The 18339-nt window shown below is 72.9% G+C and carries 16 protein-coding genes and 1 tRNA gene; 8 read left to right on the forward strand and 9 right to left on the reverse strand.

The genetic code is table 11. The features are described from left to right. Positions 1 to 239: 239 nt before the first annotated feature. Together PV789_RS07985 and PV789_RS07990 are read right to left on the reverse strand one after the other, a co-directional pair. A complete protein-coding gene (locus tag PV789_RS07985) occupies positions 240 to 2732 on the reverse strand; it encodes a DEAD/DEAH box helicase (RefSeq protein ID WP_274978082.1) in 2493 nt (830 codons plus the stop codon). A 156-nt stretch (positions 2733 to 2888) separates the two neighbouring features. Continuing rightward, on the reverse strand, positions 2889 to 3878 hold the full coding sequence (locus PV789_RS07990) for a malate dehydrogenase (protein WP_274976819.1): 990 nt from the start codon (positions 3876 to 3878) through the stop codon (positions 2889 to 2891). Between the two features lie 267 nt (positions 3879 to 4145). Here PV789_RS07990 and PV789_RS07995 point away from each other — a divergent pair. Beyond that, positions 4146 to 4219 (forward strand) — tRNA-Ile (locus PV789_RS07995). A 654-nt stretch (positions 4220 to 4873) separates the two neighbouring features. Then, a complete protein-coding gene (locus PV789_RS08000; RefSeq protein WP_274976820.1) occupies positions 4874 to 6793 on the forward strand; it encodes an SGNH/GDSL hydrolase family protein in 1920 nt (639 codons plus the stop codon). A 45-nt stretch (positions 6794 to 6838) separates the two neighbouring features. Here PV789_RS08000 and PV789_RS08005 read toward each other — a convergent pair whose 3' ends face one another. Both PV789_RS08005 and PV789_RS08010 read right to left on the reverse strand, forming a co-directional pair. Further along, positions 6839 to 7459 (reverse strand): TetR/AcrR family transcriptional regulator, encoded by a 621-nt coding sequence (locus tag PV789_RS08005; protein WP_248774113.1) that lies wholly within the window; start codon positions 7457 to 7459, stop codon positions 6839 to 6841. 87 nt (positions 7460 to 7546) lie between these two features. Continuing rightward, entirely contained in the window at positions 7547 to 8266 is a 720-nt protein-coding gene (locus PV789_RS08010) for a glycerophosphodiester phosphodiesterase (RefSeq protein WP_274976821.1), read from the reverse strand. Between the two features lie 245 nt (positions 8267 to 8511). Between PV789_RS08010 and PV789_RS08015 the strand changes: the two genes are divergently transcribed. Further along, on the forward strand, positions 8512 to 9282 hold the full coding sequence (locus PV789_RS08015; protein ID WP_013151829.1) for a DeoR/GlpR family DNA-binding transcription regulator: 771 nt from the start codon (positions 8512 to 8514) through the stop codon (positions 9280 to 9282). 107 nt (positions 9283 to 9389) lie between these two features. Here the strand turns inward: PV789_RS08015 and PV789_RS08020 are convergent, their stop codons facing one another. After that, positions 9390 to 9857 carry a VOC family protein gene (locus PV789_RS08020; RefSeq protein ID WP_047868282.1) on the reverse strand — a complete coding sequence of 156 codons (468 nt, stop codon included), beginning with the start codon at positions 9855 to 9857 and terminating at the stop codon, positions 9390 to 9392. A gap of 108 nt (positions 9858 to 9965) precedes the next feature. Beyond that, positions 9966 to 11219, reverse strand: coding sequence for an MFS transporter (locus tag PV789_RS08025; RefSeq protein ID WP_274976822.1), 1254 nt, complete (start codon positions 11217 to 11219; stop codon positions 9966 to 9968). Positions 11220 to 11551: 332 nt separating this feature from the next. Between PV789_RS08025 and PV789_RS08030 the strand changes: the two genes are divergently transcribed. From PV789_RS08030 to PV789_RS08040, 3 genes are read left to right on the forward strand one after another with little or no spacing between them, the layout of a single operon-like run. Continuing rightward, positions 11552 to 13162 (forward strand): sensor histidine kinase, encoded by a 1611-nt coding sequence (locus PV789_RS08030; RefSeq protein WP_274976823.1) that lies wholly within the window; start codon positions 11552 to 11554, stop codon positions 13160 to 13162. A 40-nt stretch (positions 13163 to 13202) separates the two neighbouring features. Continuing rightward, positions 13203 to 13865, forward strand: coding sequence for a response regulator (locus tag PV789_RS08035; RefSeq protein ID WP_274976824.1), 663 nt, complete (start codon positions 13203 to 13205; stop codon positions 13863 to 13865). 44 nt (positions 13866 to 13909) lie between these two features. Beyond that, complete coding sequence (locus PV789_RS08040) at positions 13910 to 14566, forward strand: HD domain-containing protein (protein ID WP_274976825.1); 657 nt, start codon at positions 13910 to 13912, stop codon at positions 14564 to 14566. Positions 14567 to 14633: 67 nt separating this feature from the next. Here PV789_RS08040 and PV789_RS08045 read toward each other — a convergent pair whose 3' ends face one another. Both PV789_RS08045 and PV789_RS08050 read right to left on the reverse strand, forming a co-directional pair. Beyond that, positions 14634 to 14915: a DUF4031 domain-containing protein gene (locus PV789_RS08045; RefSeq protein ID WP_013151835.1), complete on the reverse strand. Its 282-nt coding sequence runs from the start codon at positions 14913 to 14915 to the stop codon at positions 14634 to 14636. Positions 14916 to 15015: 100 nt separating this feature from the next. Beyond that, positions 15016 to 15798, reverse strand: coding sequence for an SDR family NAD(P)-dependent oxidoreductase (locus PV789_RS08050; RefSeq protein WP_274976826.1), 783 nt, complete (start codon positions 15796 to 15798; stop codon positions 15016 to 15018). A gap of 87 nt (positions 15799 to 15885) precedes the next feature. On the opposite strand from PV789_RS08050, the gene PV789_RS08055 reads away from it, so the two are divergent. Continuing rightward, positions 15886 to 16737, forward strand: a complete 852-nt coding sequence (locus PV789_RS08055) for a helix-turn-helix transcriptional regulator (protein WP_274976827.1) — start codon at positions 15886 to 15888, stop codon at positions 16735 to 16737. Between the two features lie 25 nt (positions 16738 to 16762). Here PV789_RS08055 and PV789_RS08060 read toward each other — a convergent pair whose 3' ends face one another. Then, a complete protein-coding gene (locus tag PV789_RS08060; RefSeq protein ID WP_274976828.1) occupies positions 16763 to 17236 on the reverse strand; it encodes an Lrp/AsnC family transcriptional regulator in 474 nt (157 codons plus the stop codon). 208 nt (positions 17237 to 17444) lie between these two features. Between PV789_RS08060 and PV789_RS08065 the strand changes: the two genes are divergently transcribed. Next, complete coding sequence (locus tag PV789_RS08065) at positions 17445 to 18332, forward strand: tryptophan 2,3-dioxygenase (protein WP_274976829.1); 888 nt, start codon at positions 17445 to 17447, stop codon at positions 18330 to 18332. The last annotated feature ends 7 nt before the right edge of the window (positions 18333 to 18339 follow it).

Raw genomic sequence — 18339 nt, forward strand, 5'->3', positions numbered from 1 at the left:
AGACGGCATGAGCGTGCCCGGAAACGGCCGCTCCCGCGCGGCCAGCGGTGTCCGCGCGCCGAGCGGTGCCCGCGGCCGACCGCGTTCGCCGTGGTAACCGGTCGCACCTTTCACTGGTCGCACCCGTCAACAGGCCGTACCCGCCGACCGGCCGTACCCGTCAACCGGTCACCGTCCGCTGCCGCTGCCGCTGCCGCTGCCGCTGCCGCTGCCGCTGCCGCTGCCGGTACCGCCCGCCCCTACAGCCGGTCCACGTCCGCCACGTGCACCACCGCGCGCCCCTCGGCGTCGGACGCGGCCAGGTCCACCTCGGCGCTGATGCCCCAGTCGTGGTCGCCCGCCGGGTCGGCGAAGACCTGGCGGACCCGCCACAGCTCCGGCTCCTTCTCGATGAGCAGCATCGCCGGGCCGCGCGCGTCCGGACCGGTCCCGATCGCGTCGTGCTCCTCGAAGTAGGCGTCCAGGGCCTCCTCCCAGGCCTCGGCGTCCCACTCCCCATCCTCGTCCAGCCGCCCGAGTTCGTCGTGGCGGCGCAGGGCGGCCAACTCCACGCGGCGGAACATCTCGTTGCGCACCAGCACCCGGAACGCCCGCTCGTTGGTGGTGACGGGCCGCACCTTCTCCTCGGCGGCGGCCGCGTCCTCCGGCACCTCCGCCTCGGGGTTGGTCAGCTGCTCCCACTCGTCCAGCAGACTGGAGTCCACCTGGCGGACCAGCTCGCCCAGCCACTCGATGAGGTCGCGCAGCTCCTCGGTCTTGGCGTCGTCGGGCACCGTCTGGTTGAGCGCCTTGTACGCGCTGGCCAGGTAGCGCAGCACGAGCCCCTCCGAGCGGGCCAGCTCGTAGAAGCCCACGTACTCGGTGAAGGTCATCGCCCGCTCGTACATGTCCCGGGCCACCGTCTTGGGACGGAGCGGGTGGTCGCCCACCCACGGGTGGCCGCGCCGGTACACCTCGTAGGCGTGGCCGAGCAGCTCCTCCAGCGGCTTGGGGTAGTCGACCTCCTCCAGCCGCTCCATGCGCTCGTCGTACTCGATGCCGTCCATCTTCATCTGCTGGACGGCCTCGCCGCGCGCCTTGTTGAGCTGGGCGCCCAGGATCTGCCGCGGGTCGTCCAGGGTGGACTCCACCACGCTGAGCACGTCCAGCGGGTACGTGGGCGACTCCTTGTCCAGCAGGTCCAGCGCGGCCAGCGCGAACGTGGACAGCGGCTGGTTGAGCGCGAAGTCGGCCTGGAGGTCCACGGTCAGCCGCGCGGTGCGCCCCTGCGCGTCGGGCTCGGGGAGCGCTTCCACGATCCCGCCGTCCAGCAGCGACCGGTAGATGGCGATGGCCTCGCTGATGTGGCGGCGCTGCCTGGGTCGGTCGTCGTGGTTCTCGGTGAGCAGGTGCTTCATAGCCGGGAAGCAGTCGCCCGGGCGGGCGATCACGCTCAGCAGCATGGCGTTGCTGACCCTGAACCGCGAGGTCAGGGGCTCGGGGTCGGACTCGATGAGCTTGGTGAAGGTGGCCTCGTCCCAGGAGACGAAACCCTCCGGGGCCTTCTTGCGCACCACCTTGCGCCGCTTCTTGGCGTCGTCGCCGACCTTGGCCAGCGCCTTCTCGTTCTCGATGACGTGCTCTGGCGCCTGGGCCACCACGTTGCCCACGGTGTCGAACCCGGCGCGGCCCGCGCGCCCGGCGATCTGGTGGAACTCGCGGGCGCGCAGGCGGCGCACGCGCACCCCGTCGTACTTGCTCAGCGCGGTGAACAGCACCGTGCGGATGGGCACGTTCACGCCCACACCCAGGGTGTCGGTGCCGCAGATCACCTTGAGCAGCCCCGACTGCGCCAGGCGTTCGACCAGGCGCCGGTACTTGGGCAGCATGCCCGCGTGGTGCACGCCGATGCCGTGCCGCACGTAGCGGGACAGGTTGCGGCCGAACTTGGTGGTGAAGCGGAAGTTGCCGATCTCCGCGGCGATCGCCGCCTTCTCCTCCTTGGTGCACATGTTGATGCTGGTCAGCGACTGCGCGCGCTCGACCGCCTGTGCCTGGGTGAAGTGCACGATGTACACGGGGGCGTTGCCGCTGCCGAGCAGCTCCTCCAGCGTCTCGTGCAGCGGGGTGACCCGGTAGTCGTAGTAGAGGGGGACGGGGCGCTCGGCCGAGGCCACCACGGCGGTGGAGCGCCCGGTGCGCTTCTCCAGGTCCTCCTCGAAGCGGCTGACGTCGCCCAGGGTGGCCGACATCAGCAGGAACTGCGCCTGCGGCATCTCCAGCAGCGGCACCTGCCACGCCCACCCGCGGTCGGGCTCGGCGTAGAAGTGGAACTCGTCCATGACGACCGTGTTGATGTCGGCGTTCGCGCCCTCGGCCAGGGCGATCTGGGCCAGGACCTCCGCCGTGCAGCACACGATGGGCGCGTCGGCGTTGACGCTGGCGTCGCCGGTCATCATGCCGACGTTGTCGGTGCCGAAGATCTTGCACAGGTCGAAGAACTTCTCCGACACCAGCGCCTTGATGGGCGCGGTGTAGAACGCGCACTCGTCACGGGCCAGCGCGGCGAAGAGCGCGCCGGTCGCCACCATGCTCTTGCCCGAGCCGGTGGGGGTGTTGAGGATGACGTTGGACCCGGAGACGACCTCGATGAGGGCCTCCTCCTGGTGCGGGTAGAGGGTGAGGCCCCGCTCCTCGGCCCACAAAGCGAACGCCTCGAAGAGGGAGTCGGGTTCTGGTTCGGCCGGAAGCACATCGATGAGACTCACGGTCTCTATACTGCCTGCTTCCCGGCCCCCTTGGGGACGGCGGCCGCCGCGCGCGGGCCCGGGGCCCCGCGACGACGACGGGCGCACCCCGCGCGGGGTGCGCCCGTCACGTCACCGGTGTCCCGGTGCGCGTCGCGGTGCTCAGACCAGGCCGAGCTGCTTGACGGTGTCGCGCTCCTCGACCAGCTCCTTGACGGAGGCGTCGATGCGGGCGCGGGAGAAGTCGTCGATCTCCAGGCCCTGCACGATCTCCCACCTGCCGCCGCGCGAGACGACGGGGAAGGAGGAGATGATGCCCTCGGGCACGCCGTAGGAGCCGTCGGAGGGGATGGCCGCGGAGGTCCAGTCGCCCTCGGGGGTGCCGTTGACCCAGTCGTGGACGTGGTCGATGGCGGCGTTGGCGGCGGAGGCCGCCGAGGAGGCGCCACGGGCCTCGATGATCGCGGCGCCGCGCTTGGCGACGGTCGGGATGAAGTCGTTCTCCAGCCAGGCCTGGTCGCCGACGGCCTTGGCCGCGTTGGCGCCGTTGACCTCGGCGTTGAACACGTCCGGGTACTGGGTGGCGGAGTGGTTGCCCCAGATCGTGAGCTTTTTGATGTCGTTGATCGACACGTCGAGCTTCTTGGCGAGCTGGGTGAGCGCGCGATTGTGGTCCAGGCGGGTCATCGCGGTGAAGCGCTCGGCCGGGACGTCCGGGGCGTGGCTCTGCGCGATGAGGGCGTTGGTGTTGGCGGGGTTGCCCACCACCAGCACGCGGATGTCGTCGGCCGCACCGGCGTTGATCGCCTCGCCCTGGGGCTTGAAGATGCCGCCGTTGGCCTCCAGCAGGTCGCCGCGCTCCATGCCCTTGCCGCGCGGGCGGGCGCCGACCAGCAGGGCGACGTTGGCGCCCTGGAAGGCCTGGGTGGCGTCGTCGAAGATGTCGATGCCCCGGAGCAGCGGGAAGGCGCAGTCGTCCAGCTCCATCGCCGTGCCCTCGGCGGCCTTGACGGCCTGCGGGATCTCCAGCAGGCGCAGCTTCACCGGGGTGTCGGCGCCGAGCAGCTGGCCGGAGGCGATCCGGAACAGCAGCGCGTAGCCGATCTGGCCGGCGGCGCCGGTGACGGTGACGTTGACGGGTGCTTTGGACATGACGTGAACTCTCCCTGACGACGTTTCGCGACCCGCGATGCTCACAACGGGTTCGACGCGGCTTCGGTACCGGGCGCTGGGGGCCGTCCAGGCGCGCGCCGCACCTCACCACCCTAGACCGCGCGCTCCCGCGTGCTGTGACCCAGGTGCGCGGTACGTGTCTTCGCGCCGTCCCGGGCGGGCGGCCGGGAGGCCCTGTCCGGTAACGGATTTAGGGCGGGGAAACGTCGGACCCACCCTGTTAGGATGGCGTTTGCCGATCACGGCGGGCCGGTAGCTCAGTTGGTTAGAGCAGGGGACTCATAATCCCTGGGTCGCGGGTTCGAGTCCTGCCCGGCCTACCCTCTCCGAACACGAAAAAAGCGCCGCTGACCTGTGGATACAGGGCAGTGGCGCTTTCTTTGCCGCGGGCTTGTGCCCGGAAACCGCCAGCGCGGTCCGCGGGCGCGCAATAGGCGCGCGAGTTCGCGCGGCGGGCGGTCGGCCGCCGTTCCGCGGCGCGGCGGCCGACCGTTCCGGCCGAAGGCGCTGGACACCCGCGTCACGTGCTCCGCCGATCCCCCGGCACCCCCCGTGACCCGCCCTCTTCCGGGTGCGGGCCGGGGAGGCGGCGCCATGGCCCCGGGGTCGCGGCGTCCGTTTCTTCGTCTGTATTTTGTCTACTTATAGGGCCTTTGGTATGTTCTTTCCTTCCGGGGAAGTCCTCAGGGCGGTATCCGAATAACGGACGTCCGATTTCCCGGGCCGACATCGGACGAATATGGCGGCACTCCTGCCCGAATCGGAAGCTCCTGCGCGTTTTCCCGTTCCGTGCAGGTCGCAGGCCATACGACCCGCCGTCCAGTACATCCCGGAACCTCCGCGACCGGCGGAGGCGGCTCGTTTACACTGGCGGCCGTTCCGAGGGGCGCGGTGGTCCACGTCTCAACAACCACGGCGCGCGCGGCGGCGTCCGACAGTCGGTGGACAGATGCATTCGGGGGGAGAGGCGAGCGTTGGGAGCGGACGGTACACGGCGGCGCGGAACCCACCGGCACGGGGCGGAGCTCCGTCCCCGCCTGCTGCGCGGCCTGGCCGCGGCGGCCGCGGCGGTGCTCCTCGTGGTCGTGGTCAGCACCGCCGTCTCCCGGGACGAGGGCGCCGGTCCCTCAGAGTCCAGGGAGCAGACCGTCCCCGCGGTGAACGCCGTCCCCTTCAGCGGCCTCGTCGACCGGATCGGCGTCTCCCGGGACACCTCCGTCGCCACCGTCGACCTCGACGGCTCCGGGAACAGCCTGTCCTCCCAGGCGCTGGCCGCCGCCGGGTGGACGCCCGGCCGCGAGGTGGTCCTGCTCGGCACGCCCATGGAGCTGCCCGACTACGCCCCCGGCCGCCCCGACCACCTGGTCTCGGACGGCCAGTTCCTGCGGCTCGCGGACGAGCGCTACCGGTCGCTCACCTTCCTGGCCACCGCGACCCGCACCGACGGCGTCCAGGCCGAGGCCACCGGAACCGGCCGGGTGGTCTACGCCGACGGCCGGGAGCAGGAGTTCACCCTGTCGGTGCCGCACTGGACCGCCGGGCCCGCGAGCGAGGCCGCGCTCACCCTGCCCTACGCCAACTCCGCGCGGCACGCCGGTCCCAGCCCCGCCCTCGGCGCGGCACGCCTGTACGCGCGCGGCGTCACCGTGGACCCCGCCCGCGAGATCTCCCACGTGGTGCTGCCCGAGACCGCTGACGGGGCGGGCCGCATCCACGTGTTCTCCGTGGGCGGGCGCGCCGCGGACACGGAGTGGACGGGCACCTGGGCGCGCGCCACCTCCGGCTACATGGAGGTGGGTCCCTGGCAGGACCAGACGCTGCGGCTGTCGGTGCGCACGACCACCGGCGGCCACACGGTCCGCATCCGCCTGGACAACACCTTCGCCGCCGCCCCCGTCACCGTGGGCGCGGCCTCCGTGGCACTGCGCGGGAGCGGCGCAGCCTCCCGCGGCGCCGCGGTCCCGCTCACCTTCGAGGGGCGCTCCGACACCGTCATCCCGGCCGGGGGACAGGTGTTCAGCGACCCCGTCGAGATGCTCCTGCCGCCGCAGAGCGACGTGCTGGTCAGCGTCCACCTGCCCGAGCGGGTGACCACCGCGCCGGTGCACTACGCCTCGGTGGACACCAACTACACCAGCGCGCCCGGAAGCGGAGACCTGACCCTGGAGACCACGGGGGAGCCGTTCACCGGCCGGGTCGCGCAGTGGCCCTTCCTCACCGCGGTGGAGGTCTCCGGGGGACCGGGCGCGATCGCCGCCTTCGGCGACTCCATCACCGACGGGATCCGCTCCACCCCCGACGCCCACGCCCGCTGGCCCGACGTGCTCAGCGCCCGGCTGTCCGAGCAGCCGGGGCTGCCCGACCCGGGCGTGCTCAACCTCGGTGTGGCCGGGAACCACGTGATCCGGGACGGCTACCCGGGCGAGGGAGTCTCCACCAACCCCACCGGGGTGGCGCTGACCCACCGGGTGCACCGGGACGTGCTGGCCCAGAGCGGGGTGAACACCCTGGTCGTCTTCGCCGGGATCAACGACCTGCGCTGGAGCACCCCGCCCGAGTCGGTGATCGCCGGGATCGAGGAGATCGCGGGGCTGGCCCGCGAGAACGGCATGCGGGTGTTCGTGGCCACGCTCGGTCCCTGCGGGGGCGAGACGCGCTGCACCGAGGAGGTCGACCGGGCCCGCCAGCAGGTCAACGACCACCTGAGGGCGCAGGCGAACGACCCCCTGTCGCCCTTCGACGGCGTGTGGGACTTCGACGCGGTCCTGCGCGACCCGCAGGACCCCAGCCGCATGCTGCCCGCCTACGACTCGGGAGACCACCTCCACCCGGGGGACGCCGGACTGCGCGCGCTGGCCGAGTCGGTGGACCTCTACCAGCTCGTCGGAGGCTAGGGGGAGGGCCCGGCGCGGGGCACGGCACCCGCCGCGGCCGTCCGGTCAGCGCGGGCACCCCAGGTGGTGGTGGAGCACGAGGTCGACGTGGACGGCGCCGAGGTCGTCCAGGCTCAGCCCGGCCCCGGGGTCGTACCAGTGCAGCAGGGAGTCGAAGGTCTCCAGCACCTCGTCGGCGACCCGTCCTGGCTCGCGCACCCCGAAGTCCCCGCGGGTCACGCCGTCCAGGATGATGCCGCGCACGTGCTCGCGGTACGCCCGCGTCAGGGAGGTGACCTCGCGGTGGCGGGCCGGGTGGATGGCCCGCAGCACCGGAAGCAGCTCGTGCCCCAGCGCGGTCGCCGCCCGGTGCCGCCAACCGGTCTCCACGTGCCGTCTGACCAGCGTGGACATGCGTTCCTTCGCGGGCCGGTCCGGCCGGTCCGCGGCCAGTTGCCCGTGCACCCGCTCCCGTGTGGAGCGCAGCACGACGGCGTAGGCCAGGTCGAACCGGGTGGGGAAGGCGCGCCTGAGCGCGGCGGGGTCGGCCCCGGTCTCGTCGGAGATCCGGGAGGTCAGTTCGGACATCGCCAGGCCTTGTGGGCCGTGCTGGGCGAACAGGTGCGCCGCGCAGTCCAGGACGGGTGCCGTGGTGCGGAGCGCGTGAGGGGATGTGTCGGCCGTCATGTGCTGTCTCATCGCTCGGAGTACGCCCCCGGAGAGGGTGGGAGGGCGTGTGGTCTTTCACCGGACCGGTTCCGCGCCCCCCCGCCCTCAGACCGGACCGGCGGCCGGTGCCCGCCGCTCCCGGCCGCTGGTCAGAGACACCAGGTCCTCGATCCGCTCGGTGGCGAGCGCGTCCACGCCCATGCCCACCACGCGCGCCATCTCGGGGAAGTCGTTCACCGTCCACGCCGTGACGAGGTAGCCGCGCAGGTGCATCTCCGCGACCAGTTCCCGGGTCAGCAGCGTGTAGTGCGTGCCCAGGAAGGTCGGACGCAGGGTCCGCACCACGTCCTCGGGCGGAGGGCCCGGCTTGTCCCAGGCCAGCATCAGCCGGGCCTCGGCGCTGCGGCCGCGCAGGGCGTCGAGGGTCTCGGTGGAACCGGTGAAGAGCACCTGGTCGCCGAACCCGCGCGCCCGCAGCAGGCTGTCCGCCGCCAGCGCCGCGTCGGGCGCGCCGGCGTCCACGAGCAGGGGAGGGGGCGCGACGCCGGTGTACTCCGCGAGCACCTCCATCAGGGTGGGCACGCGCCGCTCCACGTCGTCGCGGGCGGTGGCGATCTCGGCCAGGGTCAGGTCCCCCACGGGTCGGGGCGGGGAACCGGGAAGGGCCACGAGCCGTTCGTCCACCAGGACGGGATAGCCGTCGGAGGTGAGGTGGACGTCGATCTTGACCAGGTCAGCCCCGGCACGCGAGGCTGAACGCAGGGCCGGGAGGGTGTTTCCCGGGAAGCGTGCGGTGTCTCCGCGCAGTGCGATGGACAACGTCATGTCGTCAAGGGTGGCAAAGACTTCCGCTTTACGTGGTGCAAACAGGAAAAACGCCCGCCGGGGGCGGGCGCGGACGGGTGTGCGGCGCCCCGCCAGGAACGGTGTTGCCGTTGCGTGGCACCGCGATTGCGAGCGGACTCACGTCGTCGGCGACGCCGACGGGGTGCGGCGAGCTGGGAAACTTTGTTACACGGCGTCGTGACCGCACGGCGCCCCATGACCGTCCCTGGAGTGTGAGGCGAACGATGATTCCGGACCAGAGACGAGAGCACATCCTCAAGCTCCTTCAGGAGCGCCACGTGCTGAGCATCAACGAGCTCACGTCGATGCTGTCCGTGTCCCACATGACGGTCCGGCGTGACATCCAGGCGCTGGAGAACGACGGCAAGGTGCTGTCGGTCACCGGGGGAGTGCGGCTCGCGGCGCGGCTCAAGAGCGAGCCCTCCTACCTGGCCAAGGCGCAGCTGGAGGTGCCCGCCAAGCGGGCCATAGCGCGCGCGGCGGCCGACCTGGTCCGGGAGAACTTCACCATCTACCTGGACGCGGGCACGACCACGCTGCAGATGGTCCCGCTGCTCACCGACAAGGTCGGCCTGACCGTCATCACCAGCGACTTCAACGTCGTGGGCCACCTGATGGAGTACCCGGGGATCGAGCTGATCCACACCGGCGGGGTGGTCTCGCACTCCGACCACTCCTCGGTCGGGCGCTTCACCGCCGACTTCCTGCGCCAGGTGAACGTCGACCTGGCCTTCATCGCCAGCAGCTCCTGGGACGCCGAGCGCGGGTCTACCACGCCCTCCGAGGCCAAGGTGGTCGCCAAGCAGGCGCTGCTGCGGATCGCCTCCAAGAGCGTGCTCACGGTCGACAGCACCAAGTACGGCAAGTTCGGCACCTTCAGGGTGGCGAGCCTGGAGGAGTTCGACCTGATCATCACCGACGACCGGCTCCCGCGCTCGGCCGTGGACGACCTCGCCGAGCGCGACGTGCGCCTGAAGCTGGTCGAGGTGGAGTAGGAGGAGCGGGGCGCCCACCGGGCTCCCCGGGGGCTCGGGGTCCGAGCCCGCTCCCCGCCCGGTCGGCGGCGCGTGCGGCCGAGGCCCGGGCCGGGGTTCCGCGCGGCTCAGTCCTCGTCGGCGTCGAGCTCCGCGTGGGCGAACAGGGCCAGTTCGGTGCCGTCCGGGTCGTAGAAGAGCAGGGTGGAGCCCTCCTCGCCGTGCATCACCGGGGAGTGCTCCACATCCATCTCCGCGAAGCGCTCCTCCCAGGCCTCCAGTTCACCCAGGTTCTCCACGCCCAGGGTGAGCCGGTCCAGGCCGCAGTGCCTGCGGTCGAACCTGCCCTTGAAGTTGTCGCGGTGCTGGATGAGCGCCAGCAGCAGCCCGGAGGCAGGGTGCTGGCACTCGGTGCGCCGTGTGCCCTCGTGGTCGCGCTTGCCGAGGACCCGGAAACCCAGGACCGTGCGGTAGAAGCGCACACTCTCGTCGCGGTCGCGGACCGACAGGGTGACGCGGGCGAGCCCGTTGAGCTGGGGCACGGGCACCTCTCTGCGGCGGGGGCCGATGGTGGCCAGTAGATCGAGCACGATCATCGAGCCTAGGTCGGAGTCAGAATGATGGGTCCCTCTTTAACGCGGGTTTAACGCCTGATGTTCCCCGAATCACCCCGACACACCCTCTGACCTCCCCCGTCACCCCTCTCAGGCGCCCGGAGTGGAACGTGTCACCGTCGCCGGAGAGGACGGTTCGCCGCGCACGTACCAGCGGGCGCGCATCACCAGGACGGTCACCGCGAAGGAGAGCAGGCCGCCCAGCGTGGCCAGCACGAACGCCCCCTGGTGGCCGTACGCGTCGGCCAGGACGCCCGCGATCGACGACCCCAGCGCCTGGCCCAGGATCAGGCAGCTCAGGACGACGGCCATCGACTGCGACAGGCGGCTGGCCGGGGCGGCCCTCTCGATCAGCCCGAACAGGCTCACGATGTGCGGGCCGATCGCGGCGCCCAGGACGAAGATGGCCACCGCCAGGGCGGCCGCGCCGTGGGCCGCGTACAGCGGCAGGGTGAGCAGGAACAGCGCGCCCGCCGCGATCCGGGTCCGCGCGGTGAGCGGGAAGCCCACGGGGACGGATGCCATCAGCAGGCCCGCGACGGCGCTGCTGGTGCCCATCACCGCGTACATCAGCCCGGACAGGTCCCCGTGCCCGGAGGCGGCGGAGAACGCGGTCACGCCGGTGGACATGCCGCCGAAGAACAGGCCCTGGCAGAACATGGGGACGGCCAGCACCAGCAGCGCGGGAGTGGCGATGCGGCCCCCGGCGCCCCGCACCGGCGGGGTCCCGGGCGGCGCGGTGGGGTGCAGGGCGAACACGGTCCCGAACACGCCGATGAGCACGGCCGCGCCCAGCACGCTCGCCGCAGGGGAGAGCGTCACGGTGAGCAGACCCACCAGGGCGGGGCCCAGGACGAACGCGGCCTCGTCCAGCACGCCCTCGACCGACATCGCCGCGGACACCGAACGCTCGCGCTCCTCGCCCCGGTGCGGCCCCCGCCGGATGAGCACCACCCAGCGCGTGCGCGCCATGGGGCCGATCTGGGGCATGCACAGGCCCGCCACGGCGGCCAGCACGGCCAGGACCGGGGCGGAGGCCTCCGCCAGGACGGCGGTCACGAGCACGGTGATGAGCACGGCGTCCACGAGCGAGGTGACCAGCACCGGGACGCGCTGCCCGCGCCGGTCGGCGAAACGGGCGATGACGGGCCCGCCCACGGTCTCCCCGAGCGCGAAGGCGCCGGTCACCGCACCCGCGGCGGCCACGCTCCCGGTCGTGGTGGTGACCAGGGTGAGCAGGCCGATCAGGGACATGGAGATGGGCAGGCGGGCGAGGAAGGTGCTCAGGAGCAGCGGCCACCCGGCGATGTGGTGCATGCGCCGCAGCGTGTCCAAAGGTGACATCCGGCCCCTGTCCGCGGTCGTGGTCGCCGACCCCCGGATCCCGGCACGGCCGTACGGCTCGGTTCATCGCGAAAGGGCCAAAATTCATCCCATGATATGGCCCTCGTCGGTGGGCGGGCCCTCGCGGCGCCCGCACGGGCGCCTTTCGGGCCCCGGCGGGCCTCCCGGTACCCGTGCGGGGGCTTCCGCGTCCCCGGCGGGCCCCGCGGCGTTCCCGCCGGACGCGCCGCGCGGGGAGGGGCGGGCGCGGGCGCCGACCGCCGGAAAGGGGTGGCCCCGCCCTGACTTTCGACGGTGCCGCCGACCCGCCCCCGATGTGTAGGTTCACCCGCATGGACCTCTCCGTACCGCGCGCGGGCCTTCGGCGTGCGCTGACTCCGCTCGGGGGCTGGCCCACCCGGGCCGCCGTCTGGCGCGACGTGCTGTTCGGGGCCGCGATCGCCGCCCTGTGCCTGGGGGAGATGCTCATCCGCTGGCGCGCCGGGGAGACGTCGGCCGCCGAGGCGCTCGCCACCGCGTGCGCCGCGGTGGCGCTGACCGCGCTGACCGTGGTGCTGTGCCGCCTCTACCCGCTGCTCGCCCTGACCGTGGCGCTGATCGGCTCGTTCTGGGTGTACGGCTTCAGCGTCCTGCTGTTGTGCGTCGCCTACCTGGTGGGCCGCCGCGTCCCCACGGTGTGGTCGGCGCTGGTGCTCTTCACGTCCGTGACCGTCCTGTGGACGGCGGTCGGAGCGCTGTTGGGGCCCGAAGTGCCCGCGGTATGGCCCGCCACAGTGAGCACCGTCGTGTTCACCGCCGTGCTCCCCTGGCTGGTGGGCGTCTACCGGCGCCAGCACGTGGCCCTGGCCGAGGCCGGATGGGAGCACGCCCGCCAGCTCCAGCGCGAGCACCGCCTCACCGTCGACGAGGCCAGACTGCGCGAGCGTTCCCGCATCGCCCAGGACATGCACGACTCCCTCGGCCACGAGCTCAGCCTCATCGCCCTGCGCGCCGGGGCCCTGGAGGTCAGCCCCGACCTGGACGAGGAGCACCGCCGCTCCGCGTCCGAGCTGCGGATCACCGCGGTCGACGCCACCCACAGCCTGCGGGAGATCATCGGCGTGCTGCGCGCCGACACCGAACCCGCGCCCATGACCCCCGCGGGCGAGGGCGTCCCCGCGCTGGTCGAACGTGTCCGCGACTCCGGCATGCGGGTCGTGCTGGTGCGCGACGGCGACACCGGCCGCCTGCCGCCGATGGTCGACCGCGCGGTCCACCGGGTCGTCCAGGAGTCGCTCACCAACGCCGCCAAGTACGCCCCCGGCGCCGACGTGACCGTGTGGCTGACCGCCAGCGGGGAGCAGGTGGAGGCCAGGGTCACCAACTCCGCGCCCCCGGGGCCGTGCCCCGACACCGGCCCGGGCGGCAGGCGCGGACTCATCGGCCTGCGCGAGCGCGTCCGCCTGACCGGGGGATCCTTCGCCGCCGGACCGAACGGCGACGGCGGCTGGGAGGTCTGCGCGACCATGCCGCTGGACGGCACCGCCGGGGCGGGGCCCGACGAGGACGGGGAGGCGGCCCAGATCGACCAGCTCCAGCTCGCCGCCCGCCGCCGGGTGCGCGGTTGGACGATGATACTGGCCCTGGTCCCGGTCACCGCCGCCGTGGCGATCGTGCTCGGGCTGGGCTGGATCGGCGTCACGAACATGGAGAGCAGCACCCTGTCCCCCGAGGAGTTCGCCGACCTGACCGTCGGCGACCCCCAGGCCGAGGTCGAGGAGGCCCTGCCGCCGAACTCGGTGTACATGGACGCGAGCGTGCTGGCGCAGGACGCCGTCCCCCCGGGAGCCACGTGCAGCTACTACCGCAGCGACGGCGTGTTCCTCAGCGAGGAGACGTTCTTCTACCAGCTCTGCTTCTCCGAGGGGCGGCTGCTGACCAAGGGCGAGGCGCCGCTACGGTGACCACGCGGACCCGCGACGGACACAGGGAAGAGGGACACACGTGATCAGGGTGCTGCTCGCCGACGACGAGGCGATGATCCGCGCCGGGGTACGGGCGATCATGCGCAGCGATCCGGAGATCGACGTGGTCGCCGAGGCCGCGGACGGCCGCGAGGCCGTGGACCTGGTGCTCTCCCACCGACCCGACGTGGCGCTGCTGGACATCCGGATGCCCCGGATGGACGGCCTCGCCGCCACGTCGGAGATCCGCAGGGTCGCGCCCGAGACCGCCGTGGTCATCCTCACCACCTTCGGGGAGGACAGCTACATCTCCCAGGCGCTCGGCGGCGGCGCCAGCGGCTTCCTGCTCAAGGCGGGCGACCCGCGCGAGCTGATCGCCGGGGTGCACGCGGTCGCCGACGGCGGCGCCTACCTGTCCCCCCAGGTGGCGCGCCAGGTCATCGCCCGGTTCGGCGGGCCCCGGGCCGCCCGGGAGGCGGCGGCCGTCGCCCGGGTCGGGGAGCTCACCCGGCGCGAGCGCGAGGTGCTGGCCCTGGTGGGGGCGGGCCTGTCCAACGCCGACATCGCCGACCGGCTGTTCCTCGTGGAGGGCACCGTCAAGAGCTACGTCAGCGCCATCCTCAACCGGCTGGAGATGCGCAACAGGGTGCAGGCGGCCATCCTCGCGCACGAGGCCGGGCTCGTGGACACCTCCGACACCTGACACGGCGCCGGGCTGACCCGCCGCGACGGGGGAGAATGGGGAGTATGGACGACGCGTGGCTGGAAGCCGCCTGGCGCGGACTCGCCGGGGACGGACCCGAGGCGGTGGCGGCCGGCGCCGAACTCCTGGGCCGCTGGAACGAGCCGCACCGCCGCTACCACACGCCCACCCACCTGGAGGCCGTGCTGCGCGCAGTCGACCTGCTGCTCCGCGAGGAGAGGGTGCGCGACGCCGACCTCGTGCGCTACGCGGTCTGGTTCCACGACGCCGTCTACGAGGGGGTCCCGGGCCGCGACGAGCGCGAGAGCGCGCGGCTCGCCGAGCGGCTGCTGTCCCTGACGGGGATGGGGACCGCGCGGGTCCGCGAGGTCGTGCGCCTGGTCGGGGTGACCGCGACGCACCGGCCGGGCAGGTGGGACGCCGACGGCGCGGTGCTCTGCGACGCCGACCTGTCGGTGCTGGCCGCCCCCGCCGACGAGTACCTGGCCTACACCACGGCAGTGCGCGCCGAGTACCGGCACGTTCCCGACGAGGACTTCCGTACGGGCCGGAGCGCGGTGCTGCGGTCGCTGCTGGAGGCGCCGCACCTGTTCCACACCACGGCCGGGCGGGCGCGCTGGGAGGCGCGGGCCCGGGTGAACGTGCTCGCCGAACTCGACCGGTTGAACGCCCCGCCCCCGGTGGAGCCGCCCCCGCCCTGAACCGGCCGCCGTCCGGTGGGTGAGGCGACGCGGCGGCGTGCGCGTGCGGGCAGGGCGGAGCGCCGTGTCAGGCCGTGCCGGTCAGCCGGGCGGCCTTGGGCCGCCGCAGCCCGGACGCGCGCAGGCGCGTGACCAGCTCGCGCCCGCTGACGTGCTCGGCGCCCAGTTCCAGGGCCCGCGCGTGCAGGTGCTCGGGGATGTCGTAGTGGTCGCGCTCGAACGCCCGCGGGTCCACCCCGAGCGCGCGGGCGAAGGCGTGCAGCTCCTCGTAGGAGCTGTCGCTGACCAGGTGCGCGAACAGCCAGCCGCGCGGCCCCGGCCAGACCGGGGTGTCGATGAGAACGCTCATCCCGAAACTGTAGGTCCTGTCCGGGCGGGGCCGGTGCGGCCCGTCGCCGCCCCGCCCGCTCCGGTCCCGCTCCGCTCGGCCCCGCTCCCTCCGCCCCGCCTCAGGCGCCCAGCCCCCCGTCCACGGGCACGATCGCGCCCGTCACCATCGAGGCCCGGTCGCTGAGGAGCCACGCGGCCACCTCGGCCACCTCGCGGGGCTCGGCCAGGCGGCCGAGCGGGGTCGCCGCCCTGTTGTGCTCGATGACGCCCGGGGACACCGCCTCCCACGCGTCGAGCATCTCCGTCGCGGTAGCGCCGGGGGTGATGCCGTTCACGCGGATCCCCTGCCGGGCCCAGGTCACGGCGGCGGACTCGGTGATGCTGTTGAGCGCGCGCTTCATCGCGCCGTACGCGGGCAGGGCGGGGTTGGCGCGGCGGCTGCCGACGCTGGAGGTGTTGACGACCGCCCCGCCGCCGCTTCGGCGCATCAGCTCGGCCTCGGCCGTCATCGCGGTCCACTGCCCCCGGAAGTTCACCGTGAACTGCGTCTCGACGTCCTCCTCGCTCGTCGCGTCCAGCGGGCCGGGCCGCTGGACCGCCGCTCCGTTGTTGAACGCGCCGTCGAGTCCGCCGTGCAGTTCCTCCACGAGCCCGACCGCCGCGCGGATGCTCGCCCGGTCGGCGAGGTCCATGGTCACCGCCTCCGCGTCGCCGCCGTCGGCGCGGATCTCGGTGACGAGCCCTTGTAGGGCGTCCGTGCCGCGGGCGGCGAGCACGACGGACGCGCCCTCCCGTGCGAAGAGGCGGGCGGCGGCCGCCCCGATCCCCCGGCTGGCGCCGGTGATGAGGACGACCTTGCCGGTGAGCAGGCCGACTGGTGAGGTGTCGATGTCGTTCGTCATGTTGACAGTGTCAGCTCGACCTCCGGGCCGGATCCAGGTACAGGCGGTACCAGGATCCGCCGCCGCGCGGCGTGCAGAATCGGGGGTATGGACAAACAGGGACTCGGGGCCTTCCTCCGCAGCCGCCGCGAACGGCTGCGGCCGTCGGACGTCGGCCTCCCCTCGGGCCCGCGTCGGCGGACACCGGGTCTTCGCCGCGAGGAGGTGGCGGTCCTCGCGCACATCTCCACGGAGTACTACGTCCGGCTCGAACAGGCCAGGGCGCCGCGGCCGTCGGGCGAGGTCCTCGCCGCGATCGCGGACGCGCTGCGGCTCACGGACGCCGAGTCCGACCACCTCCACGTCCTCGCGGGCACCGCGCCGAACCGCACCCGGCTGCACCGGCGCGACGTGCGCCCCAGCATCCTCGCCCTCCTCGAACGCCTGCCCTCGACGGCCGGGACCGTGATGTCCGCCGTGTTCGAGGTCCTCGCCTGGAACGACCTCGCGGCCGCGCTCCTGCACGACTTCGGCGAACTCACCCCGAGGGAGCGCAACCTCGCGCGTCAGGCGTTCCTCGGGCCGGCGCGGCCCGGCACGGCGCTGTACGGGGACTCCGACGCCGCCGGGTTCCGGCACCACGTGGTCATGGAGCTGCGCTCCGCCCTCGCCCGCTACCCGGAGGACCCCGCGGTGACCGGCCTCGTCGACGAGCTCCGCGAGGCCAGCCCCGACTTCGTCCGGCTCTGGGAGCGGCACGACGTGCAGGCCGCGCGGACGCTCACCAAGACCTTCCTGCACCCGGTCGTCGGGGAGGTCACCGTCGACTGCGACGCGCTCGCGCTCACCGACCGCGACCAGCACCTGGTGCTCTACAGCGCGCCGCCCGGGTCCTCCGGCGCCGAGGCCCTGGCCCTGCTGGGCGTCCTCGGCGCCGGGTCCGGCGCCGGACCGCGGTAGTGCCGGGCGGCCGCGGCCCCTGCGTTCAGGGCCGCCCGGTCACCGGGGCGCTCACCGGGCGCCAGGGCACGGGGCTGGACATGACCATGGTGCTGGAGGGGCGGCCATGCTCGGCGAGCCTGTCGATGACCTCCTCGAAGTGCTCCATGGAGCGGACCGCGATGAGCAGGACGCAGCAGTCGTCGCCGGTCACCCGGTGCACCTGGAGGATCTCCGGCATCGCCAGCGACGCCTCGTCGCGCAGCAGGCAGTGCGCGCCGAAGCACTCCATGCGCACCAGGGCGGTCACGGGCAGCCCGGCCGCGGCCGGGTCCACGTGCGCGTGGTAGCCGGTGATCACCCCGCGGTCGGTCAGGCGCCGTACGCGGTCGGCGACGGCGGGCGCGGACAGGTTCACCCGCCGGGACAGTTCGTTGAAGGACAGGCGCCCGTCCCGCTGGAGCTCGGCGAGGATGCGCTGGTCGACGCTGTCCAGCGGGGTTGCCAACCGTGATGTCATACTTTGCGTTCCCAAAGTCGAGAGTCACAACGACTTACGAATGCTAGGCCAGTGTCCCCTTCGCGTGTGCGACGGCCCTTCCTGTTCGGGGCGCGGGTGCCCGATGATGTCACCTCACGCGCCCGGCGGCCGTGTGCGGGGGCGGACCCCTCCGCCCGAGGCGCCGCGGGCGCGCCGCCGTACACGCGATCGCGACAAGGGGTTTCGCATGCTCACCACGACCGCCCAGCAGTGTCCGTACGCCGGTGGCCCCGGCGGGGCCGAGGCGGCCCGGAGCGCCGGGGACGACAGCCCGACCCTGTCCTTCGACCGTGCGACCCCCTACGTCGACTACGCCGGTATCGAGACCCTGCTGTCCCTGCAGAAGCCGCGCACCGCGGAGCCCGCCGAGCCCTCGTTCATCATCGCCACCCAGGTCATGGAGCTGCTGTTCGCCCTGGTGCGGGAGCGCTGGGAGGCCGCGCGCGACGCGCTGGAGGCCGACGACGTGCCCGGCGCCCTGGCCTGGCTGCGCCGCGCACGCAACGCCCAGGACGTGCTCAACGACTCCTGGGGCCTGCTCGCCGACATGACGCCCACCGAGTTCAACCGCTTCCGAGACTCCTTCGGCGAGGCCTCGGGCTTTCAGTCCTACGGCTACCGCAAGCTGGAGTTCCTGCTCGGCAACAAGTCCGCCGCCATGATCCGCCCGCACAAGGCCATGGACGGCGTCGTCGGCGACCTCACCGCCCTGCTGGAGCGCCCCGGACTCTACGACGCGGCGCTGCGGCTGCTGCACCGCCGCGGTTTGCCCGTCCCCGGGGACCGCGTCGAGCGCGACTGGACCCTGTCCTACGAGGCCAGCCCCGGCGTGGAGGAGGCCTGGAAGGCCGTCTACGCCCACGACGCGCCCGGCAACGAGCTGTTCCTGCTGGCCGAGGCGCTGCTCGACGTCGCCGAGCGGGTCACCCGGTGGCGTCAGCGCCACCTTGTCGCCGTCAAGCGCACCCTGGGCGGCAGGCCCGGCAGCGGCGGCTCCAACGGCCTGAACTGGCTGGCGCGCAACGCCGAGCAGGACGTCTTCCCCGAGCTGTGGTCCCTCCGCAGTACCGTCTGACCCGTTC

This window comes from Nocardiopsis camelliae (genome assembly GCF_028993595.1).
GTDB lineage: Bacteria > Actinomycetota > Actinomycetes > Streptosporangiales > Streptosporangiaceae > Nocardiopsis > Nocardiopsis dassonvillei.

Bases quoted from the DNA above. Each gene is read 5' to 3' on its own strand.
- PV789_RS07990 (WP_274976819.1), bottom strand. From the start codon at position 3,878: ATGTCCAAAGCACCCGTCAACGTCACCGTCACCGGCGCCGCCGGCCAG.
- PV789_RS08005 (WP_248774113.1), bottom strand. From the start codon at position 7,459: ATGACGGCCGACACATCCCCTCACGCGCTCCGCACCACGGCACCCGTC.
- PV789_RS08010 (WP_274976821.1), bottom strand. From the start codon at position 8,266: ATGACGTTGTCCATCGCACTGCGCGGAGACACCGCACGCTTCCCGGGA.
- PV789_RS08015 (WP_013151829.1), top strand. From the start codon at position 8,512: ATGATTCCGGACCAGAGACGAGAGCACATCCTCAAGCTCCTTCAGGAG.
- PV789_RS08020 (WP_047868282.1), bottom strand. From the start codon at position 9,857: ATGATCGTGCTCGATCTACTGGCCACCATCGGCCCCCGCCGCAGAGAG.
- PV789_RS08025 (WP_274976822.1), bottom strand. From the start codon at position 11,219: ATGTCACCTTTGGACACGCTGCGGCGCATGCACCACATCGCCGGGTGG.
- PV789_RS08030 (WP_274976823.1), top strand. From the start codon at position 11,552: ATGGACCTCTCCGTACCGCGCGCGGGCCTTCGGCGTGCGCTGACTCCG.
- PV789_RS08040 (WP_274976825.1), top strand. From the start codon at position 13,910: ATGGACGACGCGTGGCTGGAAGCCGCCTGGCGCGGACTCGCCGGGGAC.
- PV789_RS08045 (WP_013151835.1), bottom strand. From the start codon at position 14,915: ATGAGCGTTCTCATCGACACCCCGGTCTGGCCGGGGCCGCGCGGCTGG.
- PV789_RS08050 (WP_274976826.1), bottom strand. From the start codon at position 15,798: ATGACGAACGACATCGACACCTCACCAGTCGGCCTGCTCACCGGCAAG.
- PV789_RS08055 (WP_274976827.1), top strand. From the start codon at position 15,886: ATGGACAAACAGGGACTCGGGGCCTTCCTCCGCAGCCGCCGCGAACGG.
- PV789_RS08060 (WP_274976828.1), bottom strand. From the start codon at position 17,236: ATGACATCACGGTTGGCAACCCCGCTGGACAGCGTCGACCAGCGCATC.
- PV789_RS08065 (WP_274976829.1), top strand. From the start codon at position 17,445: ATGCTCACCACGACCGCCCAGCAGTGTCCGTACGCCGGTGGCCCCGGC.